General features: G+C 56.8%; 20 protein-coding genes, 1 tRNA gene and 1 pseudogene. 10 read left to right on the top strand and 12 right to left on the bottom strand.

The genetic code is table 11. From position 1 onward, the window contains the following. The first annotated feature begins 162 nt into the window (after positions 1-162). From AC0V60_RS01160 to acs, 9 genes are all read left to right on the top strand, one after another. Positions 163-1,551, top strand: a complete 1,389-nt coding sequence (locus AC0V60_RS01160; RefSeq protein ID WP_486176730.1) for an MATE family efflux transporter — start codon at positions 163-165, stop codon at positions 1,549-1,551. Positions 1,552-1,679: 128 nt separating this feature from the next. Further along, positions 1,680-4,142 (top strand): chemotaxis protein CheA, encoded by a 2,463-nt coding sequence (locus AC0V60_RS01155; protein WP_486176729.1) that lies wholly within the window; start codon positions 1,680-1,682, stop codon positions 4,140-4,142. After that, positions 4,139-4,579: a chemotaxis protein CheW gene (locus AC0V60_RS01150; RefSeq protein ID WP_486176728.1), complete on the top strand. Its 441-nt coding sequence runs from the start codon at positions 4,139-4,141 to the stop codon at positions 4,577-4,579. Before AC0V60_RS01155 ends, AC0V60_RS01150 begins: the two co-directional genes overlap by 4 nt. A gap of 56 nt (positions 4,580-4,635) precedes the next feature. Beyond that, complete coding sequence (locus tag AC0V60_RS01145; protein ID WP_486176727.1) at positions 4,636-5,001, top strand: response regulator; 366 nt, start codon at positions 4,636-4,638, stop codon at positions 4,999-5,001. Between the two features lie 128 nt (positions 5,002-5,129). Further along, complete coding sequence (gene cheB, locus AC0V60_RS01140; RefSeq protein ID WP_486176726.1) at positions 5,130-6,209, top strand: chemotaxis-specific protein-glutamate methyltransferase CheB; 1,080 nt, start codon at positions 5,130-5,132, stop codon at positions 6,207-6,209. Between the two features lie 17 nt (positions 6,210-6,226). Continuing rightward, positions 6,227-7,099, top strand: a complete 873-nt coding sequence (locus tag AC0V60_RS01135) for a CheR family methyltransferase (RefSeq protein ID WP_486176725.1) — start codon at positions 6,227-6,229, stop codon at positions 7,097-7,099. Positions 7,100-7,232: 133 nt separating this feature from the next. Next, positions 7,233-8,798: a putative bifunctional diguanylate cyclase/phosphodiesterase gene (locus tag AC0V60_RS01130; RefSeq protein WP_486176724.1), complete on the top strand. Its 1,566-nt coding sequence runs from the start codon at positions 7,233-7,235 to the stop codon at positions 8,796-8,798. Then, positions 8,795-10,606 (top strand): methyl-accepting chemotaxis protein, encoded by a 1,812-nt coding sequence (locus AC0V60_RS01125; protein ID WP_486176723.1) that lies wholly within the window; start codon positions 8,795-8,797, stop codon positions 10,604-10,606. Before AC0V60_RS01130 ends, AC0V60_RS01125 begins: the two co-directional genes overlap by 4 nt. Positions 10,607-10,692: 86 nt before the next feature. Beyond that, positions 10,693-12,624, top strand: a complete 1,932-nt coding sequence (gene acs, locus AC0V60_RS01120) for an acetate--CoA ligase (RefSeq protein WP_486176722.1) — start codon at positions 10,693-10,695, stop codon at positions 12,622-12,624. Positions 12,625-12,631: 7 nt separating this feature from the next. On the opposite strand, the gene AC0V60_RS01115 is transcribed toward acs, so the two are convergent. Continuing rightward, on the bottom strand, positions 12,632-13,330 hold the full coding sequence (locus AC0V60_RS01115) for a Crp/Fnr family transcriptional regulator (RefSeq protein WP_486176721.1): 699 nt from the start codon (positions 13,328-13,330) through the stop codon (positions 12,632-12,634). 443 nt (positions 13,331-13,773) lie between these two features. Beyond that, a tRNA-Arg gene (locus AC0V60_RS01110) sits at positions 13,774-13,850 on the bottom strand. Between the two features lie 61 nt (positions 13,851-13,911). Here AC0V60_RS01110 and AC0V60_RS01105 point away from each other — a divergent pair. Then, entirely contained in the window at positions 13,912-14,754 is an 843-nt protein-coding gene (locus AC0V60_RS01105) for a queuosine precursor transporter (RefSeq protein WP_486176720.1), read from the top strand. Here the strand turns inward: AC0V60_RS01105 and AC0V60_RS01100 are convergent. From AC0V60_RS01100 to AC0V60_RS01055, 10 genes and pseudogenes are all read right to left on the bottom strand, one after another. After that, entirely contained in the window at positions 14,751-16,322 is a 1,572-nt protein-coding gene (locus tag AC0V60_RS01100) for a Ppx/GppA phosphatase family protein (protein WP_486176719.1), read from the bottom strand. The genes AC0V60_RS01105 and AC0V60_RS01100 overlap by 4 nt on opposite strands. Continuing rightward, positions 16,282-18,518 (bottom strand): annotated as a pseudogene (locus tag AC0V60_RS01095) (RNA degradosome polyphosphate kinase). Before AC0V60_RS01095 ends, AC0V60_RS01100 begins: the two are co-directional and overlap by 41 nt. 55 nt (positions 18,519-18,573) lie before the next feature. Beyond that, the gene (virB11, locus tag AC0V60_RS01090) at positions 18,574-19,602 is read right to left on the bottom strand and encodes a P-type DNA transfer ATPase VirB11 (protein ID WP_486176718.1); all 1,029 of its coding nucleotides are present in this window, start codon (positions 19,600-19,602) and stop codon (positions 18,574-18,576) included. Between the two features lie 11 nt (positions 19,603-19,613). Further along, the gene (locus tag AC0V60_RS01085; protein ID WP_486176717.1) at positions 19,614-20,738 is read right to left on the bottom strand and encodes a TrbI/VirB10 family protein; all 1,125 of its coding nucleotides are present in this window, start codon (positions 20,736-20,738) and stop codon (positions 19,614-19,616) included. A gap of 15 nt (positions 20,739-20,753) precedes the next feature. After that, a complete protein-coding gene (locus AC0V60_RS01080) occupies positions 20,754-21,548 on the bottom strand; it encodes a TrbG/VirB9 family P-type conjugative transfer protein (RefSeq protein WP_486176716.1) in 795 nt (264 codons plus the stop codon). Continuing rightward, on the bottom strand, positions 21,545-22,735 hold the full coding sequence (locus AC0V60_RS01075; RefSeq protein WP_486176715.1) for a TrbL/VirB6 family protein: 1,191 nt from the start codon (positions 22,733-22,735) through the stop codon (positions 21,545-21,547). Before AC0V60_RS01075 ends, AC0V60_RS01080 begins: the two co-directional genes overlap by 4 nt. Next, positions 22,732-25,173, bottom strand: coding sequence for a VirB4 family type IV secretion/conjugal transfer ATPase (locus tag AC0V60_RS01070; RefSeq protein ID WP_486176714.1), 2,442 nt, complete (start codon positions 25,171-25,173; stop codon positions 22,732-22,734). Before AC0V60_RS01070 ends, AC0V60_RS01075 begins: the two co-directional genes overlap by 4 nt. Positions 25,174-25,213: 40 nt before the next feature. Then, positions 25,214-25,522, bottom strand: a complete 309-nt coding sequence (locus tag AC0V60_RS01065; protein WP_486176713.1) for a VirB3 family type IV secretion system protein — start codon at positions 25,520-25,522, stop codon at positions 25,214-25,216. 6 nt (positions 25,523-25,528) lie between these two features. Further along, positions 25,529-25,858 carry a TrbC/VirB2 family type IV secretion system protein gene (locus AC0V60_RS01060; RefSeq protein ID WP_486176712.1) on the bottom strand — a complete coding sequence of 110 codons (330 nt, stop codon included), beginning with the start codon at positions 25,856-25,858 and terminating at the stop codon, positions 25,529-25,531. Between the two features lie 59 nt (positions 25,859-25,917). Further along, positions 25,918-26,634, bottom strand: coding sequence for a lytic transglycosylase domain-containing protein (locus AC0V60_RS01055; protein WP_486176711.1), 717 nt, complete (start codon positions 26,632-26,634; stop codon positions 25,918-25,920). Between the last annotated feature and the right edge of the window lie 118 nt (positions 26,635-26,752).

Genomic DNA, 26,752 nt, shown 5'->3' with positions numbered 1-26,752 from the left:
CCTTCGTCAGGTTACTGTTTGACGTCCTTATCGCACTAATCGAGGCCTCCGGGCAAGCATCTGTCGCAGGCAGCGCTGGTCCGATGGCCAAGCCCGCTTTCACCCGTCACAAGGTGAATTGCTTTGCGCGATTGCGTGCAGAGGGATAAGCCCGCCCCTCCAATGAGCAAATCCCCCTCAGCCCCACCGTCGAACATGACCGCAAAGCTGACCAAAGGCAGCATTACGGGTCATTTGGTCGGCCAGACTCTGCCCGCAATCATCGGGGTGACAGCCATCATGTCCATTGGACTGGTGGATGCGTATTTCATCGGCCAGCTTGGGCCTGAAGCGCTCGCGGCGATTGCGTTTATCTTCCCCGTCACCGTCGCACTTTCCTCGATAGGCGTGGGCGTGATGGTGGGCATCAACTCGGTTGTGGCAAGATCGCTTGGCGAGGGGGACGGCCCGCGATGCGCGCGCAGAGCGAACTTTGGGCTCGTCTTTGCGGTTGTGATCGGGGTCCTGATCGGCGCGCTGCTTTACGCTCTGTCAGAGCCGCTGTTTACGCTCATGAACGCCCCTGCCCACTTACGCGGGCTTATCCTTGAATATATGAAGCCTTTTGCGCTCGGCTTCCCGCTGGTTCTTGCGATCATGGGCTTTAACGGCGTGCTGCGCGGGCAAGGCGAGGCAAAAAAGACGAGCTATGTCTCGCTCACCTATGCGGCGGCCAATTGGGTTCTCGATCCGATTTTGATCACCGGTGCACTTGGGTTCGAGGGGTACGGGATCGCAGGCGCGGCTTATGCCTCCATCATCGGCTATGGCATCGGCGTTATCATGGCCTTCACCTTGCTGCGCCGGACCGATTTGCCCTTGGACCTATCCCTCATTCGCGAAGGAAGCTGGGCGGAACCGGCGATGTCGATCCTAAAGGTCGCAGGCCCTGCCTCCTTCTCGAATTCAATCAACCCTATTGGTCTATCCGTGTTGACCGCCGTCATCGCGACCCAAGGCGAAGCCGCCGTCGCAGCCTTTGGTGCAGCGGGGCGTTTGCAAGGTCTGGCAACGGTTCCATTGCTTGCCCTATCCGGGTCGATCGGTGCAATCGTTGGGCAAAACTGGGGCGCACACGAATATGGCAGAGCCCGGCAAGCGGCGCTCTATGCCTTTGCGTTTTGCCTTGTTTGGGGCTGTGTGCTCGTAGCGGCCTTTGTGCCGATGGCCACTTGGTTCGCGGAATTTTTTACCAAGGACCCAGAGATCATTGATCAGTTCGTCCTCTACATTCAAATCGCCTCATGGGGTTATGCGGGTTTCGGCGTGCTGATCGTTGCAAACGGAATATTGAACGCTATCGGCAAAGCCTCTTATGCGCTTACCCAATCGGCCTTGCGTGTGTTCCTCGTGATGCTGCCTTTTGCGTGGGTGCTGCTTGCAAGTTGGGGCAGTGCGGCTGTCTTTGCTGCGGAACTGGCTGCCAATATATTCGGCGGCCTAACAGGCGCTGCCCTTGCCTATTGGCTGCTTTCTCACAAAGCGCCCGACGCTGAGAAGAAATCCTCCTAACGCTCGCATTAGCGTGACAACCAGTCACAAAAGTAGCCATTCATTAACCATCCCCGTTCATAAGCCTCAATGAATTGTATTCGACGTGAAGTGTTACCTTCGCAGCGGTGTAATAGGGGCGCGCGCATATGGACGACCTGCTGGCGGACTTCGTCGCAGAAACACGCGAAATGCTGGAGGCCAGCTCAGGCGAGATTGTCGCTTGGGAGGCCAATCCAGCCGATGGCGCGCGTCTCGATACCATTTTCCGCTTCGTCCACACCGTCAAAGGCAATTGTGGTTTCTTCGATTTTCCGCGCCTTGCAAAGCTAAGTCACGCCGCCGAGGACGCGCTTGCTGATTGCCGTGCTGGGAGACGCACAACTGATAGCGAGCTCGTCACCGCTGTGCTTGCTGTTATCGACCGGATCGTGGCGATGGTTGATGCCATTGAGGCGGGCGAGGAATTTCCTGAAGGCGGCGATGAAGAGCTGATCGCGGCGCTGGAACCCGCCGAAGAACCCGAAACAGGTGCCTTTGAGGAAGACCGCAGCGGGCCCATTCAAAAAGCATCTGACACCACCAACAATAGCGCCACAAAGGCGGACTCAGCCGGAGAGGCTGGAACACGGCAAATCCAAGAGCCACAGGCGCAGCTTAACAAACCCGATCGCGCAGCCGTTCAACGATCTATTCGTCTTCCCGTCGATCTGCTCGACCGGGTGATGAGCGGCGTTTCCGATATGGTGTTGGCGCGCAATGACCTTGCCCACCGCCTGCGTCAGGCAGGCACTCAGCCCACAATTGATGGCCCATTTGAGCGTTTGACAGCCATCCTCAGCGATGTGCGTGATGCGATCACCCGGATGCGCATGCAGCGCATCGAAGCTTTATTCAGCGTCTTTCCAAGGCTTGTGCGCGATCTGTCGCGTGATCTTGGCAAACAGGTGATGATTGATGTCGAGGGCGGCGATGTCGAATTGGACCGCGAGATGATCGAGATGATCCGCGATCCGCTTACACACATTATCCGCAATTCGATTGATCACGGGATTGAAACACCCTCTGAGCGCCTAAACCTCGGCAAAAGAGAGATCGGTTTTCTGTCCATCACCGCACGCCAGTCCGGCAATATGATCTCTATCGTGGTCAGCGATGATGGACGCGGGCTTGCAGAAAAGAAGATCGCACAAAAAGCGGTTTCCACAGGACTGATATCGGGAGAGGAACGCGCGGGCATGAGCCGCGACGCCATTCTCCAATTGATCTTTCATCCCGGTTTTTCGACCGCAGAGCAGGTCAGCAGTATTTCTGGCAGAGGCGTTGGTCTCGATGTCGTGCGCCAAAATCTGGAACGCGTCGGCGGCGCGATCTCGGTCAAATCAACCGATGGGGTTGGAACTCAATTCACGCTTCAACTGCCACTAACACTCAGCATCATCGCAGGGCTTACCGTTGATGCGAGCGGGCAGAGGTTTGCGATCCCGCAAAGCTATATCGAAGAGATCATCCACTCTTCTTCCAAAGCGCTCGATTTTACCCGTGTTGGCGAAACCGCGCTTGTAACATTCCGGGGCAACCGCGTGCCGTGCCTTCTTTTGAGCGAAGCGATCGGCTTGCCGCATAGCGAACTGGCAGAAGATGAATACACCATGGTTATGCTGAGGCTGGCCAATGGCGACTTGTTCGCACTCGCGGTCGACGGGATTCACTCACATGGTGATATTGTCGTCAAACCGCTTGCACCCGCAGTGATGAAGACAGGGATATACGCAGGCTCCACCCTGCTTGATGATGGTCAGCCGGTCCTCCTCCTGGACGTGACCAACATCGCATCAGAAAGCAACATTGCATCAGATCTTCACAGCCGCATCCTGCAATCTGAAGAAGACGCCGCAGAAGTCGGTGCCAAGAATGTCGGCCGGGCAATGCTCTTTACTGACTTCACTGGCCGCCGGTTTGGCGTGAGGTTGGAGCTGGTCCAGCGCATCGAGACAATCATGACAAGCGCAATAGATCGCACCGGCGCACAGCCGCGCGCTGTGATCGACGGGGTGATTTTGCCTCTCATTGGTCTTCCAGGCGAGCCTTTGCAGTCAGACAAACTTCGCCTTCTGCGTTTGAGTGATGGTTCGGGGCAATTGCTTCACGCTGTGCGCGAGGTAGAAGAAGCAGCCGAGCTCACCGAGAGTTTAAATCCCGTCACTGACGAACCACTGATTGAGGCCGTTACGCTGGTAGGATCAAACACCATCAGCATAATTGATGGGCATGAATTGTTCGCACGTTTTGGCGAGGTTCCAGAGCTTTCCGACAAACCTTTGTGCCGGCTTCCTGAAGGCGAATGGTCCCGCACGATCCTTGCGCCTTTGGTGACAAGCGCAGGCTATGACATCGTCTCGTCCGCTGAGATTAAGGAGGATGTCGCAATCTGGTTTGACAAGGACTATGAAGCAGCAGTGGCCTTAGACATCAAATTTGCCGCACCCGTTGTGTGTCTGCGCGACGCGCCTGAGGCTACAGATGGCTCTCCAACCATTTATCGTTACGACCGTGAAGGTCTTGTCGACGCATTGCGCCAAGTCCGGTCTTTAGGCGGAGGTGCACGATGAACTCGCTTCTTGTTATGGCCTTGATTGCAGGGCGCCGCTGCGCATTTCTGGCACCTGATGTTCAGTCAGTAATCGAAGTCGGGCCGATCACTCCCATTCCGCGCTCCCCTGATTACATCGCAGGTCTCACCGCTATGCGCAGCCAGGCGCTTACGGTGATCGATTGCCGCTTAGCGATCGGGTTTGATGCACAACAGTATCCAATCGACCACCGCGCCATTGTCACCAGCCACCATGGCGATTCCTACGCTCTAAGGGTCGATGCCATCGAAGACATCTGCGGTGCCGTCAGTGAACCGGACAACGTGCCTGGTGGGTTCGGAGAGCGATGGTCGCGTGTTTCCAAAGGTTTAGTTGAAACAAAAGGGGGGCCTGCCTTGCTGCTTGATCTCAATTCCTTGATTGCCGGCCACGCAGCTTTTGGGGCAGTAATTTAATGCTATCCTTACCTTATCTTTCTATCTCCATTTAGCTACGAAGCTGAGGACGAAGAATGAAAACCTGCCTTGTTGTTGATGATTCCAAAGTGATCCGCAAAGTTTCGAGGCATATTCTCGAAACCCTGGGCTTCACTGTGGATGAGGCAGAAAATGGCAAACTGGGGTTGGATGCTTGCGATGCAGGCATGCCCGACGTCATCCTCTTGGATTGGAATATGCCGGTGATGACCGGCATTGAGTTCATTACGCATTTGCGCGAGCGCCCGGGCGGGAATAAACCCAAGGTGGTGTTCTGCACGACCGAGAATGACGTGTCGCACATCCGCGAGGCCATCAGCGCTGGAGCGGATGAGTATGTCATGAAGCCGTTCGATCACGAAACGCTTCAAATCAAACTCCAGCTTGTGGGTTTTGCATGAATTCGCCCATTCGCTCCCCTATCGGGCGGGGGCATGCGAAGCCCCTTGCGACAGCCTCAGCGAAGGCCCGTTCGAAAGCCCCTATAACTCCGGCTGCATCATCGGCGAGGAGACCTGCCGTCCGGGTTATGATCGTGGACGATTCCCTCACAGTGCGCACCATTTTCCGTCGCATGGTCGAGGGCGATCCGCATATGACGATCTCCGGAACAGCCGGCAGCGGCGAACGCGCCGTTGCACAAATCAAGATTGAACCAGCAGACGTTGTTTTGCTGGACCTCGAAATGCCAGGCATGGGCGGGCTTGCAGCGCTCCCTCAAATCCTCAAAGCCGCGCCAGCCGCACAGGTTCTAGTGGTCTCATCGCTTACGCTGGACGGCGCAGAAGCTACGGTCGAAGCGCTCTCAAAAGGGGCCGCAGACACCCTTCAAAAGCCAAGACCGGGCGGTTTCAACGAAGAATATCGAAGCCAGCTCCTGCGCAAAATCCGCGCTTTGGGTTCGCTAGACACAGACGCCAAACCAGACTCCAACGGCGCTGGATCCAAAATTGAAGAGCCCATTGCAACGGATGAAACTGCGCAGGCAAAATCCGCGAGCCACGATCTGAAGGTCCTGAGACCTGACGTTGTCGCAATCGGCGCCTCCACTGGAGGGATACACGCGCTGAACCTGATGCTTCATGAGCTGACACCGCAATTCACTCTGCCGATCCTGATCACACAGCATCTGCCAAGCAATTTCATCCCCGTATTCGCTCGCCAAATCGAAATCGCAAGCGGCCGCCCAACGCATATCGCCGAGGACGGCACCGAAATTCGCAAGGGCGAAATCGCAATTGCGACCGGACACGGCCACATGACCGTGCGGCGCATAGCTGACCGATTGGTCGTGAAAACAGCATCCGGTCCTATGTCCAGCGGATGCCTGCCATCGGTCGATCCGATGCTCAGCAGTCTCGCCAAAGCCTGTGATGGCCGCGTGCTTGCGATCATTTTGTCGGGCATGGGACGTGATGGTTATGAAGGCGCGAGTGAGGTGGTCGAGGCTGGCGGATGCGTTTGGGCCCAAAATGCAGACACCTGTGCTGTTTGGGGAATGCCTGGAGCGGTCGCAAAGGCTGGACTGGCAAGCCTAATCACCGCGCCACAGGAGCTTGGCAAAGCCATTATGAGCGGGCTAACCGATCCAGGGGGCGTGAGGGGTTGACCCCGTGATGATCGCCTATGGAAGTCAGCGAAGCCTCATATCAAATCATCGCCGAATTGCTGGCCGCGCGCACCGGTCAACAGCTGACCAACAGCCGTAAATGGCGGCTTTCTTCGGCACTGTCGGGTGTGTTTCGCGAGCACGGCATTACCAACACAGATCAACTGGTCTGTCTGCTTGATGCCCCGTCCAAACACCCGCATTTGGGCGATTTAGCCGGTGAGGTTGTTGAGGCTCTGCTCAACAATGAGACATATTTCTTTCGAGACAAACCAACCTTTGACCAGATCCCTCATAAGGTGCTGCCTGAGCTTAGAAAACGCCGCTGCCATGCGCGGCGTCTCTCAATCTGGTGTGCTGGCTGCTCAACTGGGCAAGAGGCGTATAGTCTTGCGATGCTATTCGACGAGCAACGCGATCTTTGGGCCGGTTGGCAAATTGAAATCCTTGGGACTGATATTTCGGACAGGGCGATCAACACCGCGCGGCAAGGGCTGTACAGCCAGTTTGAAGTTCAGCGCGGGCTTGGCGTTACCGAAATGCTGTGTCATTTCGATGAAGCGAATGGCGGCTGGCAGCTGAAAAACAAAGCGCGCAAGCTTGCAAGGTTTGAACAGCATAACCTGCTCACCAATCCGCCCTCACGCGCACAGTTCGATCTCATTTTGTGCCGCAATGTTATGCTGTATTTTGATACAGAGAAACGCACCCTTGCTTTTCAGCGATTGGCTAGTGCTTTGGCTGGCGACGGTTATCTGATGCTGGGTGCAGGAGAGACCGCCGCGCCGCACACTCAAGACTTTGTCCCATCTGGTGACCTGGCAAGCATTTTCGAGCAGAATGATGCGAAAAATCAAGGCCTTCGGACAAGTGCTCTCGCCTCGCTCTGAGCCGGCTAAGTCTTAACCCTTATGAGCGCACCTGTAGCTTCGCCAGAGGCCGAATTTTACCGGTCATTAGCCATTGGTATTTAGAAAACCATCCGCCGCGATACATCAATATCGGGCCGACAAAGGACGCTGTGTGGCTGGACCGAAAAAAGCGATGCGTTTGACGCCAACTGGATCGGTGCTGCTTCCGCTTGCGTGCGTATCATTGGTTGTATCCGCAATCGCGTTGGCGATCATTGCCCGCGAAAACGTGACGCTTACGCAGCCTGGCCTGTTTCTCATTACTGGCCTGCTCACGTTTGGCATTTTGCCATTCATCCTCCACCGCAAAACACTTGCTGATTTTCGCGATCTGGAAAATTCGGGGCGCGAAGACGCACTGAGCGGCTTGCCCAACCGTCTTGCACTTCGCCAGGACCTTGAGACACTGGCGCAAGGCAATGAAGAGTTCGCGCTCGCGATGTTCGACCTTGATGGGTTTAAGCAAATCAACGATCATTTCGGCCACACCCAAGGGGATGAATTGATCAAACGATGCGCTCGTTTGATGGAAGAGATCGTCGATGAGGAAGCGAAATGCTATCGCCTCGGCGGAGATGAATTTGCGACCGTTGCAGCGGGCCCTGTAGCAGGGACTATTCTTGAGGGATTGAGCCGAAAAATTCTTCAGCGCCTTCACGCCCCTGTAGAGGTCGGCCCCCGAGAATTGGCGATAGGGGCAAGCGTTGGTCTTTCGCAGAGCTTCCCTGCCTGTCACCTTCCTCCGTCGGAATTGCTACGCAGAGCGGACGTTGCCATGTACATGTCTAAGCGCGGCGGCAGAATGCGCTGCACATGGTTCAATGACAGCTTCGATCAGCGCCGAGAGGTTGTTCGCGAACTGGAAGACTGCCTTCGCCGCGCTCTAAAGAATGGTGAGTTCACGCTGGCGTATCAGCCATTGGTTGATGCGAACGCCGGTCATATCGTAGCGGTCGAAGCGCTGCTGAGATGGAAGCGGTCTGATGGCCAAGAGATTGGCCCCGATGTCTTTATCCCGGTTGCGGAAAAATCAGGTTTGATCAATCCGATTGGCTTATGGGTGATGCGTGAGGCGATGGTGCAAGCCTGCCGCTGGGAAGGCATCACTCTTTCGGTCAACATCTCGGCAGCCCAATTGCGCAATCCCGAATTCGCAATCAAGATGGGCGAACTGCTCGAAGAAACCGGCTTTTCGCCACATCTTCTCGAGTTGGAAGTCACAGAGACATGCCTCGTGCTGGACCCAGTGGTCGCAGAACGTAGCCTTGATGTGATCCGCAAGTTCGGCGTCAAGATTTCCTTGGACGATTTCGGAACCGGCTATGCCTCCATCGGTTTCCTGCGCCAGTTTCGGTTTGAAAAGCTCAAGATTGACCGAAGCTTGATTGATCAGGCCTGCCATGACGAAGGCAGCCGCGCCATGATGCTTTCAAGCATTACCGTCGCCCGGGCGATGGATATGGGCGTCACGGCAGAAGGGGTGGAAACCGAAGATCAGGCCGCATTGGTGCGCCTCGCCGGGTGCGATCAAATCCAAGGCTGGCTCTATTATAAAGCTATGCCTGCGCCGGAGGTAAACACCCTTATAACCGCGCAGCAAAGTGCACCTCAGCCCGAACGACCAATGGCAGCCAAAGAGCATCTCCATACGATAGATAGGTTGAAGGCTGCCCGATGAGCGCCCTTCAAAATGCAATCGACTTGTCTGCCGGTAGCGCAGCTGAAAATCCCGGCATAGACAGCAAACCCGGCGGGTTACCGGGCTCTATTTGGGCGAGCCTCAATGGTTATCCTATCGGGCGCCAAATCACGTTGTTCTTTGGCCTAAATTTGGCGGTCGCGCTATTCGCAGGGTTTGCTGTGATTTTGGCCTTTATTCAAATCAGCAACTACGCCCAAGAGACCGCCAATGCGCACCGGGCCGCGTTTGTTGCTGAACGCCTTTTGACTGAGCTGTCTCAGGCCCAGCGCCATTCTGAAGCCTTCGTGGCAACCGGAGGGAATACCAGCGCGAGCTCTACGGTATCGAAGATCGACCAGGCTTTAATCTCGCTTGAGAAACTACGCGTCATTGAAAAGGACTACCCGGGCAATGTTTCGCAGGAAATTGCCTCGCTTTCCGGCACCGTAAAGGATGCGCGCGGCCGATTTGAAGCCGCATTGTCAAACAGTGAAGAGAACGCTTCACCCTCATCACAAGCGCCCAGCGCTGCTGTGATAGGAACAAGCACGCTCGAAAGCGCACGCGGTCTGGCCGTTGCACTCGATCAAAGTGCCAGCCAACTGGCTGCCGAAAGCGATGGCATGATCACCAACATGATTTGGCTTTGGATTGGTCTTGCTGGCTTGCTCATCGTTTTGACATTGATTGCTCAGCGATACTTCAATCGCCATGTAGGCAATGCCTTATCCCGCCTCTCGGAGCATATGCAGCGCCTTTCTCAAGGCGAACTTTCGCTCGAAATCGAAGCAAGCGACCGCAAGGATGAAATCGGTGATATGACGCGGGCGGTTTTGGTGCTTCGTCAGGGTGCTATTCGCCTTGAACGCATGAGCTTGGAACGCACGGCAAAAGCGCGCAAGGAGCTTGAGGAGCAGGAGCGTTTGCAACAGCAACGTGAGGATGACCGGCTCGAACGCGAGCGCGCTTTGCGAAGAATTGCGGACAGTTTCGAGCATAAGGTTGGCGATGTGGTCGGGAAAGTCGCCAGCGCATCAAGCCAGCTGCAAAGCACAGCTAGCGCGATGGCTGCGAGCGCTCAGCAAGCTTCAACCCGTACAACAGAAGTCACCACCTTCATGCAGGAGGCGAACGCAGGCTCTACCGCTGCTGCCGCAGCTTCTGACGAATTTGCCATGTCCATTGGTGAAGTCAGCCGCCAAGCAGCAGCGTCCGCTGAGTTGGCCCGCAAGGCCTCCGCATCGACCCACGAGGCCGATGCGACAATTGCCAAATTGTCTGAAAGCGCTGGCGAGGTTGGACACATTGTTGAGCTCATCCAGACGATTGCGCAGCGTACAAACCTGCTAGCGCTCAACGCCTCAATCGAGGCGGCACGCGGCGGGGAAACGGGGCGCGGTTTTGCCGTGGTTGCAAGCGAGGTGAAAGAGCTTGCGATGCAGACCAGCAGGGCAACCGAAGAAGTCGCGCTGCAAATCCGCGCAATGCAGGAGACCACAGGCGCCAGCGTCTCAGCGTTGCGGTCCATCGCGAGCGAGGTGACAGAACTTGAGAGCTTTGCCGTGTCGATCGCCACCGCAGTGGATCAACAAAGCTTTGCTGGTCAGGATCTGGCTCGCAGCATTGATATGGCGGCGAATGGGACAGAGCAGGTCGCAGGTCACATCCAAGAAGTGCAGCAGCTTTCAACATCGACCGGTGCCGCTGCCAGTCAGGTGCTTTCAAGTGCCACAGCGCTCGAGCAACAGGCAGCAACCCTGCGCACGCAGGTCGACAGCTTTCTGGAAGAAGTCAGGGCCGGATAGCTAGCGCCAAATTTGAGGTCTTCCTTTGAATGGGTTCTTGCGACTAATGATAGCGCCAAGAACAATTCCATTGGAGAGTTGGACACATGTCCGAAACCGTCAAGCGCCCAAATACTGCCCACGAAACTTTGTGCACCGCTGACCAGTATGACGCGATGTACGCGCGTTCAATTGGCGAACCTGATGCATTTTGGCTAGAACAGGCAAAGCGTCTTGACTGGGTTAATGAACCGACAAAAGGCTCCAACTGGAGCTATGATCCGGTCGAAATTCAATGGTTTGAAGATGGGCAATTGAACCTGTGCCATAATGCCGTCGACCGCCACGTCGATGCGGGGCAAGGTGAAAGCGTTGCTCTTATCTTCGAGCCTGATGAGCCTTCTGCTAAGGGGCGCACGCTCACCTATGCCGAATTGCAGCGCGAGGTTATTGCCATGGCCAACGCGCTTAAGACAATCGGCGTTACCAAAGGCGAACGGGTGACGATCTACATGCCGATGGTGGTGGAAGGTGTGACCGCGATGCTCGCCTGCGCAAGGATAGGCGCGGTCCATTCTGTGGTTTTTGGAGGGTTCTCGCCAGAGGCCTTGGCTGGCCGGATCGAGGATTGCGGCTCCCGCTTTGTTGTGACCGCTGACGAAGGATTGCGCGGTTCGAAGCCGATCCCTCTGAAAGCGAATGTCGATGCTGCGCTTCAGATCGAAGGCGCTAAAGGCGTGGAAAGCGTTCTTGTCGTCAATCACACGGGCACTGATATCGTCATGCAAGAGGGCCGCGATCACTGGTTTGACGACGTTCGCTCGGATGACCCGGTGCCTTGCGAGACGATGGCGGCAGAAGATCCGCTGTTTATCCTCTACACCTCGGGCTCCACCGGTAAGCCCAAGGGGGTGCTCCATACAACCGGTGGCTACGGCGTTTGGACAGCCACCACATTCCCTTACATCTTTGACTACAGGCAGGGCGAGGTGTTCTGGTGCACTGCTGACATTGGCTGGGTGACGGGCCATTCTTATGTGGTTTACGGGCCGCTCATCAACGGCGCATCACAGGTTATTTTCGAAGGCGTGCCAAATTATCCCGACCATGGCCGTTTTTGGGATGTGGTGGACAAGCATCAGGTTAATATCATCTACACCGCCCCCACCGCGATCCGCGCGTTGATGCGCGAAGGCGATGAGTATGTGACAAGCCGCGAGCGTTCATCGCTGCGCCTGCTTGGCAGCGTGGGCGAGCCCATCAACCCGGAGGCTTGGCGCTGGTACTTTGATGTTGTGGGTGAAGGCCGCTGTCCCATTATCGACACATGGTGGCAGACCGAAACAGGCGGCTGCATGCTCACCACCCTTCCGGGCGCGCACGATATGAAGCCGGGGTCGGCTGGCCTTCCATTCTTTGGGGTGCAGCTTCAATTGGTCGACAATGAAGGCACTGTCCTGGAAGGCGCGAATGAAGGCAATTTGTGTCTCACGCACAGCTGGCCCGGCCAAGCGCGTTCAGTTTACGGTGATCACGAACGCTTTGTGCAGACCTATTTTAGCACCTATAAAGGCAAGTACTTCACCGGCGACGGGTGCAAGCGCGATGAAGATGGCTATTACCGGATCACCGGCCGCGTCGATGACGTGATCAATGTCTCAGGCCACCGCATGGGCACCGCCGAGGTCGAAAGCGCGCTAGTTCTTCATCCGCTCGTGGCAGAGGCAGCAGTTGTGGGCTATCCGCACGATATCAAAGGACAGGGCATTTATTGCTATGTCACGCTGAATGCCGGAGTGGAGGCATCCGATATGCTTTATGCCGAGCTTCGCGCGCATGTGCGCAAGGAAATCGGCCCGATCGCAACGCCGGATCTTCTGCAATTCACCGATGGTCTACCCAAAACGCGCTCTGGCAAAATCATGCGCCGCATTTTGAGAAAAGTCGCCGAAAATGACTTTGCCTCTTTGGGAGATACTTCAACGCTCGCTGATCCGTCGTTAGTCGAGCGCTTGATTGATGGGCGGCAAAACAAATAAAACCGGCCTAAGCATCGTCCCCAAATTCGGCCAGAAGCTCAAGGTATTCAGCATCGCATACCTTGAGCGATCGACCTTCGCGCACGATGATATCTTGGCTTTCCCATTCGGACAAAAGCCGGCTCACGTTTTCGCGCGCAAGCCCGGCGAATGCGCCCAAATCGTTTTGGCTCGGGCTGTAGACCAGCCTTCCATTATCGGCGCTTTGGTCGATCAATCGAACGAGCGCGCGCGCAAGGCGGGGCCCCATAGAAAAGGTCCGGTCGCTTTCTACCACAAGGTTCGATTGCCTGACCCGCCGCGCAAGCTCGCGCATGACCCCAACGACTGATGCGGGGTTGGTCGATACCGTCTCGAGGAACGTGCGCGTTGGCAAAAGCAGGACCGCAGATGGCACAACTGCTGTCACCGATGCTGTGCGCGGGCCGCTATCGAGAAGAGCGATTTCACCGACCAGTTCATTGGGCGCACAATAGTTGAGAATAATCTCGCGGCCGCTGGCGCTCACAAAGCTGATTTTGAGCGCGCCTGATAAGAGATAGACCGCAAAGTCACCATCTTCATCGCCCTGATTGATGAGCACATCGCCCTTCTTCAGCTCGCGCCGCGTCGATTTTGCAAGCAGCGCTTCGAGTTGTTCATGGGAAAGTGCGCGCAGCAGGCTGTCTGGTGCGAGCGTGTCGATGATTGCTTCGATTGCGTTCATTTTTCCCCCAAGAAAGTCACCCCCGCAAGAAAGCCTACTCGTACAATGCATACAGCGCAATCTGATGCTTTGATGCAAAATCGTGATGCCCATCACAGAACGCGCACGCAATTGTACCTAAAGAGCACTCACGCAGCGCGGTTAGGACAAGCGGGGGGTTAACAAAGGCGACCCGAGCGCAAGGAGTGGTGCACTCCTTGCGGCGCCTGGCCCACACCTTCGGGGGGAAGGTGTGGGCCTTAGCATTTCTGGCACATGGAAATTGGCGCAAGGCGCGAAATTTGTGGGCTCGCGAGCCAAACGGCACGCCTCCAACAGCGCGAATGGAACATCGCCGAGCAAATCAGAAGAATAGCGCGCCCGGCGAGCGCAAGCTCAGATCACTTAGTCGGCGAGCTCGAACCACTTAAAACGAGGGCGTGATTATTTGAACGAAGTGAAAATGGCGCGCCCTGCAGGGTTCGAACCTGCGGCCTCAGGATTAGAAATCCCGTGCTCTATCCAGCTGAGCTAAGGGCGCGCAGCGTCCCGGCCCATAGCGCGCTTTGCGTGAGTTTCAAATCGCGCTAACGCACTTGCCCATGGAAAAAGTTCCAACTGCCCCTGAACCGGCTGAAGGCGTTAAAACCGGCAGCAAAGTGCCTGTTACCTTCAAATACTATGAGTTTGTGATGGCGGCGTTTGTCGCAATCCTCTTGCTATCAAACATCATTGGTGCAGCGAAACTCACTTTTGTCGAGGTCAGCTGGTGGCCGGCTGATTGGTGGCCCGCACCAGATGGCGTTTTCATTTATGGCGCAGGCATACTGTTTTTTCCGCTAGGCTATGTCATCGGCGACATCCTCACCGAAATTTATGGCTTTGCCCGCGCTCGCCGGGTTATCTGGACCGGTTTTGCGGCGATGATATTCTACACCACAATGAGCTATGTGGTGGTGAGCCTCCCGCCATTTGATGGCTGGTCTTGCTTCGAGGGCGCCAGCCCTATCGTGCTCGCAGGCGATCCAGATGCGCCATTGGGCGCTGTGTGCCAAGAAACATACAACGCCGTGTTTGGTAATGCTTGGCGCATCGTGGTTGCCTCAATTGTCGCTTTTTGGGCGGGCGAGTTTGTAAACTCATATGTGATGGCCAAGATGAAAGTCTGGACCAAAGGCAAGGCGCTTTGGAGCCGTACAATTGGCTCGACGGTTGTAGGTCAAGGCGTTGACAGCCTCATCTTCTACCCGGTCGCGTTTCTCGGCATTTGGAGCACACAGGCGGTGATTACGGTCATGATCACAAACTGGCTGCTGAAAGTGCTTTGGGAAGCAGCGCTTACTCCGGTGACCTATTTCGTGGTTGGCAAGCTTAAGAAAGCGGAAGGGGTCGATCTGTACGACACCGACACCAATTTTTCGCCATTCTCCGGAACGAAATCCTAATCCGCCTTCACAAATTGAAGCGCGTCGCCCGGTACTATCTCAACGGTCCAATCAAGCCCTAACCGTCCTGCTAGCAGTTTTATGTCTTTCTCAGTCGAAAAGCCGAACAAGGCCGCCTGACCTTCGGACAGGCGCAAGGTGAGAACATTTTTCTCCGCCGTCAGCCTGCTTTCCTGCAGCGAACGGCGAGAGCTTGCGCCGAGCCTGCGCGCAAGACGCAGGGCAAGGCCCCAGCAAACCGCTTCATCCAACGCCTCTGCGCTCGCCAATGCTGTCACTTCATTTGGCAGATCAAGCGCATTGCCATTAGCAGCAATCGCAGCGGCCAACATCGCGCGTTCCTTGCCGTTGATCGCAATCCAGCGCTTGTGCAACGCCCAATCTACCGCCTGCGGCAATCGGATGTTGGGTTCGATCTGCATAGAGGCAAGCGCAAGCATGGTCGCCGCCATCCGAAGCCGTTCGCTGCCATGATTTTGTGACGGAGCCGCATCGACGGTCCAGCCAGCAATTCGCGTCGCCAATGTCGCAGGCGCACCGCGCTGTGCTGCGAACGCCGAAACACCGGCCAATAACGGATCGCGCGATTGGCTGTGCTCAGGAAGCGAAGCGTACAGCAGCCCTTCGCGCAGGCCCCAGGACGAAAAAACAATGCGGGAAGGAGCAAACCGGCTCAGCATAGCCTCTGCCAAGACAGATGCATCGGGCAGCTTTTCAGCGCGCATTGACGAAATGCGGTCACGCGCCGCCAGTGTCTCTACTGTCTCATCAGCAAGCGCTTTGCCAATGAAGTGCTTTGCCTCGCTTGCCGACAGCTCAAATCCGTGGGGGTCGGACAATGGGTGCCCTTCTTCCTGCATAGCATACACCGCCATGGTGCGAAGCGTCCCGCCGACGAGGTAAAGCGGCTGACCTTTGGCAATTTTTGGAGCGCCTTTTTTGAGCGCTTTTTCCAAAGCCTTGCGCATAGCCGCGCGGCTATCCCCGCGAAAATCGGGCAGACGCAGCGTACCAAGCGGGAGTGATACCGCGTCTTTGGGGCCCTTGTCCGTGAGGCGCACAAGCTCAAGACTGCCGCCGCCCAAATCCGCGACAGTGCCGCGTGCACCAGGGAATGCCCCCATCACGCCATTGGCGCTGAGACACGCCTCCTCTTCGCCGGTGATGATTTTCGGTCGAAACCCAAGACCTTGGATCTGACTGACGAACTTGCTGCCATTGCTCGCCTCGCGCACTGCGGCAGTCGCGACCACGTCAACATCGTCAACCTTCAGATCGCGCAAGAGAAGCGCAAACCGTCTCAGCCCGCGCATCGCCAGATCGAGCGCTTCCTCGGCAAGAACGCCTTTGCTCGCAATATCGCGGCCAAGCTTGGCGGTCACTTTCTCGTTGAGCAGCACAGTGGGCGCACGCATCGTGCCGCCATAAATGACCATGCGCACGGTGTTTGAGCCAATATCAATAATGGCGCGGCCCGGCGTATTGCCAGAGAATGTCCCGTCGCGGTCCCCCGGCGCTGCGCCGAACTCATCCAGAGCGCCCTTTGCGCAGCGAGAGTTTTGGCACACCGTCAGCCTCAAGCGCTCCGCCGCGACCTGACAAAGATGGATTGGTCATAAAATATCTGTGGCAGTTAAACGGCTTGTTGTCACCGTCAGCGATACCTTCGACACGGGAATAACTCCCATCTGCGTGAAGCCACCAGCTTTGCTCTGCATCAAGCATATTGGCCAAGAGCACCTGTTGCAGCATTTGATCGTGCACTGTCCGGTTAAGGATCGGAATGAGCGATTCCACCCGCCGATCCAGGTTTCGGCCCATCAAATCTGCTGATGATATGTAAACCCGTGCCTCGGGTGAGGGCATTGGCTGACCATTGGCAAAAGCGTATATCCGGCTGTGCTCGAGGAAACGGCCGATGATGGACTTTACGCGGATGTTTTCTGAAAGACCCGGAACTCCCGGTTTCAAACAGCAAATGCCTCGCACGACCAATTCAACCATCACGCCTGCATCACTCGCCGCATAGAGCCGGTCGATCATGCCGCTATCGGTGATCTGGTTGCATTTCATCCAAATGACTGCGGGCTTTCCTGCTTTCGCATTCGCGATTTCTGCATCAATCCGTGCGTAAAGCTCCTCACGCAAATTGAGCGGGGCGATGGCGATGTGTTCAAGCCCTGTAGGCTCCACATATCCGGTCACAAAATTCATCATCTTCGCTGCGTCCCGGCCCAGTTTCGGGTCCGCTGTAAAGAAGCTCATATCGGTGTAAATTTTCGCGGTAATCGGGTGATAATTGCCAGTGCCAAAGTGGCAATAGGTGCGAAAGCCCCCGCCCTCTCGCCTTACGACCATGGCGATTTTTGCGTGGGTTTTCCAATCGGTAAAACCATAGATGACCTGCACACCGGCACGCTCAAGCTTGGTTGCCCACTTGAGGTTCTGTTCCTCATCAAAGCGCGCCTTGAGTTCAACCACAGCTGTTACGGATTTCCCGTTTTCTGCCGCCTCGATAAGGGCATTGATGACCGCACTTTGAGAACCAGCACGGTAGAGGGTTTGTTTGATCGCCACCACATCAGGGTCGGCTGCCGCTTGCCGGATAAAATCGACAACAACTTCAAAGCTTTCATAGGGGTGATGGACAATGATATCCTTCTCCCGAATGGCCGAAAACACATCACCATCATGCTCGCGCACGCGCTCAGGATAGCGGGGGAGTAGGCATCAAATTTAAGGTCAGGACGATCTTCTTCAATTATCTCTGACAGTCCATCAATGCCGATCATGCCATCGGTTTTGATAACGGCGGCCTCATGCACGCCCAATTGGCTGAGCAGTATTTCCTCGGCTTGAAGGTCGAAGTCCTCCTCAAGCTCCAACTGTATCACTTGACCGCGGCGGCGCCTTTGAATGGCGCTGCGGAAGGTACGCACAAGATCCTCTGCCTCTTCCTCAATCTCAATATCGCTGTCGCGCAGCACACGGAAAAGCCCGTCGCCCTCGATCGTGAACCCGGGAAACAGCTTTTTCGCATAACGCTGAATAAGCGAGGCGATGGAGATATAGACGGCCTCGCCAGCGCCAGCGATATCTCCTGGAACACGGACAAAACGCGGAAGTGCAGTCGGGATCAGGATCATTTCCATGATCTGCTCCTGATCCTCATCACGCGTCAGTGTAAATAGGAGGCCCATTCCCTCGTTATGGACGAAGGGAAAAGGATGCGCGGGGTCGAGCGCTTGCGGGGTGATGACCGGCAAAATCTCCTCGAGGAAAAATGCTTCAAGCCATTCATGGGCCGCCGGTTTGACGCGCTGCTCATCGGCGATGTGAATGTCTGTTTCAGCAAGGAGATCGCGCACCTCAGACCAGATCGTTTGCTGGCGCGCGGAGATCGAAGCGGTCTTCTCCCGGATCGCCGTCAATTGCTGGCTGGGTGAGCGACCGTCGATAGCGGGCTTTGCGATGCCGCGCTGCGCTTGACCGACAAGCCCCGCCACACGGATCATCATAAATTCATCGAGATTGCTTCCCGAAATCGACAAAAAGCGCAGTCGTTCAAGCAGCGGATACCGCTCATTGCCTGCTTCTGCGAGGACCCGCTCATTAAAGGCAAGCCATGAGAGTTCACGGTTGAAATAGGCGTCTCCGCCAGCCGCTGTTACCGCCTGAGGAACCGAGGGAGGCGACGCGGCAGAGACCGGCGGCTGAGAGGCGTCCTCATCATTGGCTGCATTTAATGTCTCTGGATTGCTCATCAACTACGGTTTCGCTCCCTTGCGCGGCCTCCAGATGGTGATTTTTGCGCCATTGTCAAAGGAGCGTTTTGCTCTCCGCAATCGCTGTGATCCCACGCTTGCCGTTTGCATCGCGGCCGAGTTGTACGAGCACGTCGATAACACTCGCTGCGTATTCAATCGTGTCCTTCCGGGTGAGACCAATCCCCGTCTGCATCACCATCAACGACAATTGTTCCAGCGCGCCGCGAAGCGAGTTTGCGTGAATAGTCGAAAAGCTACCGGGGTGGCCGGTGTTGATTGCCCGCAAAAACGACACGCTTTCTGCGCCGCGAAGCTCGCCCAGAACAATCCTGTCAGGACGCAGGCGCAGGGCCGCTTGCAAAAGCTCATTGGGCGTGACTTTCGCCTCGCCCAGCTCGCCTTTTACTGCGACCAGTCCGACCGAATTTTCGCCGGGAAATTTCAGCTCAGGCGTGTCCTCAACCATGACAACACGTTCCTCGCGCGGGATTTCACCCATCATGGCATTGAGGAACGTCGTCTTACCCGTGCTGGTGCCACCTGAAATCAGGATGGTGCGGCGGTTTTGGATGGCTTTACGTAAGAATTCTATTGGCTGCGTAGTCGGATCGGGCATCGCGACCGCTTGCTCTCCCGCCAAAGGCCCCGTGTCATAGGCATCCAATGGCAGGTCAAGGCGGCGGTGACGACGGATCGCCATAACCCAGTGCTTGCGACTTGCCGGCGGTCCGCAAAACTGAATACGCGCGCCGTCTGGAAGCGTTGCGCCCAAAAGCGGGTGTTCGCGGTTGATCCCTTGGTGGCTGACCCGCGCCACCTGTTCAGCCAGGCGCTGCACCAATCGGTCGTCAATTTCGGGCGTCACGAGTTTCTTCATGCCCGGATCAGCGGCGTCTTCAATCCATATCTCACCGGGCTGATTGACCATGATCTCCGTGACCGTATCGCGCTCAAGCCACTGCTTGAAGGGCGCAAGATAAGCGTCAAGATAGACACTGCGCTCTCCCGAAATGGGAGCTTCGCCGGTTTCTGGGTCGCCGGTGGAAGCGCCAGAGCCAATCGGGTGGATGTCCGCGCTCATGCCTCAGCCTCTCACTGGCTGACAGCAGTGAAATCAAGGTTGCGCGAGGTGAATACCCGCACAGGCTCACCCGGCTGAACGCGAATGGTTGGGCTGATCGCGCCATCTTGCTGAGCCGCGATGGAAGCAGCGCTTTGCCCTGCACCGCCAAGGACCACCGACGTGCCACCCGAAGCAATCGCACCGAGCCCGCCGACAACCGACAGAAGCATGGCGGAACCAAAGCGGCGGAAGAAGTGATTATTGACCTTACCTTCAAGGCCCGTGGTCCCGTCAAATGCGACCGCAGGCGAGGCGATGTTGACAGTCACCCCATCGGGCCGAACGAGATCGGTCCAAATGACATAAGCGCGCTTTTGCCCCTGCTGAACGCCCGATTGATACTGACCAATCAAACGAGAGGAGCGTGGGACGAGAACGCGGGTGCCATCAAAACTGCGCACGTCCTGACTGACCATTGCGCGCACGAAACCGGGATTGTCGGTGTTGATCGCGGTTTCCAAGATCGCGGGGATGATCGTGCCTTTAGTGACAGTGGTCGACGGGTTCGCCATCTGCTGCGCCTCGGCAGGTCCCCCTCCGACACCGCCGATGCGGCTGGCAAAGGCGGCGGCAGAACCACCAGCACCGTTCTCATTCATTGCGGTGTCCGCGACCGGAGTTGCCGCTGTTTCAGCCGCTTGTGCTGCCTGACGCGCCGCAGCGCTTGCATCGAACACCAGCGATGGGCTGGCGAAAGGATTGGCCTGCGGCCCCACCGACGGCGCATTGGCGAGCACTGGCGCGGGGGCCAGATTAGGGCGCGGATCAGCCGGTGTGGCAGGCTTCGGCACCTCAACCGGCCCAGCGGGCACGACAGGTGCTGGGGCCTGAGCGGGAGCTGCGGCCCCTACCGTTTCAGGTTCAGGCAATTGCGCCGCATTCATCGCCCAAAACGTCGTCACGCCAACAAGGCACACGATCGCCACACCCGCTGCAAGCCCAAGCCCCTCGGTCTTGGTCTTGCGCTCGGCAACGGCGGAAAATCCATTACGGCTGGCAAGGTCGATAATCTCGGCGCTTTCGCCTTCGCGTGGATCTATATCAGCGCCAGAGCCATCGCCAGATTTCGAAGGAAGCCGCATTGCAAGTCGCATCAGATCATCTCCCTTTTAATAACCGCGTGTCGGGGTTGTCCCGAGATTGGTGAGCGTGGCGCTTTCTTTACCAGAGCGCAGCACGATTGTGGTTGGAACGGTGTCGAGGACCACGGTTTCGCCCCGTACTGTGAAATTGACCGGGCCCTCATCGCCGTCCTCATTGGTGGTGAGGATCGCCGGAATGGGCGTGCCTTCTGCCCAGGTCAGAAACGTTGCTTCACCATCATCATAGGTCCGAGCAGGAAACAGGTCGCTCTCTCCGTCAGTGGCCCATTTGAAGTTGAGCTGCGCGGGGTCAACGACCGCATAGGGATCGCTAGCGGCCGCCAGTTCCGTCGCATTCGCGGCCTCGACCTGTGCCTGAGCGGCAGCGGCCAGCCTTGCTTCTTCCGCCGCTTTCTCAAGCTCTGGATAACGGAATTTCAGCACATACAGCGGCGCGTTTCTTGGGCTTGCAACAAGGTCAAACAGATAGGTCCGCCGGCTCGTCACAACGGTCATATTGGTCCGCGCAGACACGGCAAGAGGTTTCACAAAGAGAAGAGTTTGCGCCTGATTGGGCTGAACCTGCCATGCGCTGCTATCACCGATAGCAACGTTCTGGATCGCCTCATCGGGAGCAAATTTGATGGTCGTTTGAACCTTCACTTTGCCATTGATGGTGTAGACCTGTGCTTCGTCAAAAACCTGAGTGACAAGGCGCGGATCAGAAGGCGCACCTGGCGCTGCATTTTGCGCGCTTACCGGTGCAGCAAGAGCAAAAGCGCTTGCCAATAAAATGAGCCCATTCTGAGCTTCGCGGATCATGAACCTATCTCCAGTTTGGTTTTTGCGCTTGTTGAAGGGGCGGAGCGAAAACGATTGCCGATGCCTCTCGTGCGCGAGGCAGCAGCGGATGTGCCCGCCGCCTGTGCGGTGCTAGAACCGGCCGCATAAACCTTAGTTTCACGCACCGTCTGAGTGCCTGTTGACGTGGCCGTATCATTGGCTGCGAGCGCTGAGGGAAGAGTCACATCTATGCGGCGCGCGCCTGTGCTTGTCGTTGCCGCAGGAATAACTTGAGCCGCGCGGTCACCCGAAGGTGCAAGCGTCTGAGCCGGGGGCGAACGGTAGGCGTCTGGATTAGCCTGCGTCGCAAGGTCTGGTTTTGCAAAACCAAACACCTGCCATCCGCTGACCATCTTGGAGCCCACGTAAAGGACCATCAACATAAGCATGCAGTGGACGAACCCCACGAGGAAAAACGCCATGGCGGCTTGCTGATCAATTTGCCCCGGTGTCTCCACCAAAGCGGCAAGAATGGGCACCGCCATTTCAAGCATGATAGATCCGCCAACCACCGCGAAAAGCGGAGCCAGAGCGAGCATCACGAGGCCCTTGAGCCAACCAACAAACAGCCCGCGCGTGCCATTGAAGAGCGCGAGGACCACGAAAATCGGGCCTACGGCCAGAAGAAGCGCGAGGCCTATGCGTGCGGTCACAAGGAGACCCACGGTGCCAATCAGGAGCAACATCGCCCCAATCCACATCATGCCGGGCGGCGAAAAGGCGCTGATGTCCTCAATTCCCGTGCTAGCCTCTTGGATGGCGAGGAAAACGATATCGAGCTTAAGAGCAAAGGTCGCGGTCGCAGAGCCATCGCTGTCGGTGAGCACGCCTGCGAGAAAGTCAGGGGAGGTCACGAAGAAGGTGTAAAAAATCGTCGAGAAAGCCGCGAAACTTGTCGCAAAGGTGAGCACAAGCCCGATCGTCAACATTTTCGGGATGAGCGCGCGCACCGACAGGTTTGAACGCCCCAGAAGCAAAGAAATCCCAAAAAAGGCAATGTAAAAGGTCAGCAGCACCGTAAGAGCTGTGCCGAGTTGGCCTTCGCTGCCGAAGAGCCGCTCAAACGCTTGCTGGCTGACTTCACTAGCGATGCAATCAACAGCCGTCAGAGCACCGGCAACACCGGAACCCATTTCTTCCGCTGCAAGATCGCAAGCAGTCGTCATTCTGCGGCCTGCCAGACGGGCGTCCCGTCCTCATTGACCTCGCCCGAACCATCGGGCCAAGCATGGCCGGTGAGCGCGGGATACCACTCGCTGGGCGCATCCCCCACAGCCTCTCGAAGGAGGTCGAGACGGCGCACAGCAGCCTCACGCCCAGAGAGGATTGTAAGGACTTCAGGAGCGCCAGATAAATCAAGGCGCACGACAACGCTCGCATCGGGCTGACGCACGAGAAAACAGCGTGAGTGCGCAGGCAGCGAGCGGATCAGAGCAAGCTCGTGCTCTGTAAGGCCAAAGCCATCGCAGTAATCCTCGTGCCGCGCGCGGCTGTTGGGCATAAACACCATGGTCGCGGTCTGCTCTACCAAGGCTGTCGAAATGCGGCTTTCCAGCGCATCTTTGGCGCTTTGCGTAGCGAAACCGACGAGCGCATTGCGCTTCCGAAGCGTCTTCAGCCAGTCGCGAATGCGCGCGGCAAACACTTCATCATCAAGCGCCTTCCACCCTTCATCAATAAGGATCATGGTAGGCTCACCGTCCAGCCGTTCATCAATGCGGTGGAAGAGATACATCATGGTCGGCGTGCGAAGGCGCGGGTTTTCCAAAAGCTGCGTCATGTCAAAACCCAGCACCCGCTTGTCGAGATCAAGCGCATCGGCATCATTGTCAAACAGCCAGGCGTGCTCGCCGCCCTCGCCTGACGAAGAGCCAATCCACGCGCTCAACCGGTCTGCAAGATCGCCTGGCTGCGGCCGGCGCGCGCCCGAAAGTAGCTCTTTGAAATGGCGCAAACGCCTGAGGCTTGCATCGTTTTCATAGGTCGCCTCAACCGCCGCGCTGATTGTGGCAAATTCCTCAGGACCTTGCGCCTCAAGCAGAACGCCAAGCCAATCGCGCAAAAACGCCTTGTTCGCTGGCGTATCAGGCAGAGCAAGCGGGTTGAAGCCTGTTGGCTCACCCGGATTGATACGGTCATAGCGCCCACCAATACCGCGAATAAATAGCTCGGCGCCCCGGTCTTTATCGAACAGGATCGTGCGCGGTTTAAACTTTTGTGCTTGCGCGGCGAGGAAGTTCATCACCACCGTTTTGCCCGAACCAGACGGGCCAATGACGGAAAAGTTGCCCAGATCACCGTGATGGAAATTAAAGAAGAACGGCGTCGCGCTTGTCGTCTCGAGCAGCGTAACCGCATCGCCCCAATGGTTGCCTGAGGCTTGCCCGAGAGCGAAGCCGTGAAAGCTTCCAAAACTTGCCATATTGGCGCTGGAAATGAGCGCGCGGCGCACAACATAATCCTCGTTTCCGGGAAATTGCGCCCAGAAACCCGGCTCCAAATTGGTATCCTCACGAACAGCAATTGCGCCCGTATCAGCCAAAGCAGCCGACGCTGCAGCGCAGGCATCATCCAGACGGTCCAGCGCCCGCTCACGAACGAGCACGGTCAAATGATGATCACCAAAACCCGCAGCGCCGTTGCCTAGCGCGTCGCGCGCGGCCATCATATCGGCGCGCTCGGCCGCTGCTTCTTCGTCAACAGAACGAGACCGGCGAAGCGCAAGATCAATCCGCTCGCGCGCGGTGGTGCGTTCGTTGGGCGCATAACTTTCCGTCACGACCATTTCAAACGGCAGGCGCAGCAGCGGATCAAGCAGCCCCGGGGACGTCGCCTCTGGATATTCCTTAAGACCAAGCATTGCGGCGAAATCCGGATGCCCAGAAGCCTTAAGCTCCATCGCATCAAGCCCGAAACTCGCGCGGCGATATGGCAGCATATGGCCTATATCGGTGTCGACCGAGGGTCGCCGCACCGGGCGCATCTCGCCATTGTAAAGCGCGCTCAACAGCTCAAGCATCTCTGAATTTGTGCCGCCATTGGGAGATGCGTAGTCGCCCAGCACATTTGCCCCATACGCAGAAAGTGCCGCCGTCAGGCCGGTGACGGCCGCCTTAAGGCTGCGCACATCCTTGGGATCGGCTTGCAACTGTTCTGCGGCGGTGCGCGAGAAGAATTTGGAAATCCTCTCAGGCAGGCCAGTTTTCCCGCGAGCAGGACGCCTGATCAAGGTTACAAACTGGTCGTTGATGTAAAGCGATCCGCCCGCGAGCCGCTCTTTCCAGCGGGCATCAATATGGCGGGAAAGGGCGTCCGGAAATTCCGCGTCCAGCTCGACTTCCACCCTGCGCCGGATGACATGGTGATAGAGCACAAAACGCGCATCCAGTGTTGATCGCAGCACAACCTCGCGTGTGGCCGCATGAGAATTGAGCGCGTCAGAATCCTCGGTTTCAAATAAGAGTCCCGGCACCTGAATGGCGCTCATCACCGACCCGTCGCGAAGCAGCACGGTGTTTTCGTCGATCAAGCGCTCATACGGCAACCGATCACCAGCGGGCGCTTCCTTAGCGCTCCATGCAGCAGGTCCGATCCATTTCACCATTCGTCTCGGCCCTCCTGAAAGGCCTCAAATTCGTTTGTCATCACGGTGCATAACTGTTGCAGCTCCAACGCCGGTAATTGGCAACGCGGGGGCATTTTGAGACCTTCGTGATCCAAAGGTCAAAGATACGCGGCTCTCGAAGCGATGCAAAGTAGCCGATCACATGGATCGTGATCGGCACGAGCAAAAACACCAGAACCATCAAAATGTTCGTCATGAAATTCGAAAGGACGAGATAGGCAATCATGGACATGGTCATGTTGATGACGAAAAAAACCATGGTCACGCCTGCGAACATCTGCGGGCGCGTCAATGTGCGGTGCACGGGATGGCGGATTAGGTCGCTCATCGGGCTTTAGACCCCTGCCCCGCCTGCAATGGTTGCCACCAAACGCGGCGCGCCAAAGATGATGAAGACACCGATGATAACCGTCATGCCATACCGCCAGTTCATTCGTCCGGTCAGCATCATGAAGCCAACCCCTGCCACCGCCATAACGGCAAGTGCGGTTGCGATCGGCCCAAGCAAAATGCCCTGCATCCACAGCAACGCGCTCGTGATCGGATCGCCGCCCTGACCGGCCACTTGCTGGGCCATAGCCGAGCTTGGCAGAACCAGACTTGGCAGAGCTGCGACACCCAAAAGGGCGGTCAAACGAGCAGGCATGCGAAAGAGTGATTTCATGTGTATTCTCATATCCCTTTAAACATTTAGACGGCGCAGCTTTCCCAATGCCGCATCAGCTATCGCTGCCCCTGTATAGCAGGACGCTGAATGGCCGGAAGCTGTATCACAGATGCCTGTGCGGACGCCTGAGTTGTTATGCGCGAATGATTGGAGAGGCGGCCGATTATGGCTGCGACGTAGTTCTTTGTCTCGCGGATATTGGGAATGCCGCCAGCGCGTTCCACCCGTCCGGGTCCGGCATTGTAAGCAGCAAGCGCTTTCTCAAGATCACCGTCAAACCGGTCGAGCTGTTCGCGCAAATACCGCGCCCCGCCCTCAAGGTTTTGCATGGGGTCGTCTGGGTCAACTCCCAGATAGCGGGCTGTTCCTGGCATCAATTGCGCAAGGCCCCTGGCACCGGCAGGTGACACCGCGCGTTCACGCCAGCGGCTTTCTTGCCAAACCACCGCTTCCAAAAGCGCCGGGCTGAGATTAAACCTTTGGGAAAGCTCCGCAATCTTTGCTCTATATTGATTTGGAACACCGGCGGCATGCGCTCTTGTGTTCGCGACAATTTGTTCGGAGATATTGAGACTATCCTCGCCAAGCACCGCCACGCTGGTGAGGGGCAGGCTAGCTGGCAACGCACTTTGCACAGGACCACCTGCAACCCACCGCGCGCCATCGGGGCTTACTTCCAACACGTCCGCATACGCGGGCGAGGCAAGCATAGTGCCAGCAATCGCTGCAATGACCGAAGCGTAAAATTTTCGGCTTGCACCCACAAGAATCATGTCGGGCCCTCCAATGACGCCCCTATTGTCTAGCTTATTTGACAAGCAGGTGACAGCCCCGGCTTTAACCGTGGATGATCGAAAGAGATGTGCCGAGCCGTGTATGCGTTAAGCGAGA

The sequence above is a fragment of the Erythrobacter sp. S259 genome, assembly GCF_057364965.1.
Note: the sequence above shows the minus strand (reverse complement) of the source record. Positions and strands in the feature narration are given on the sequence as shown.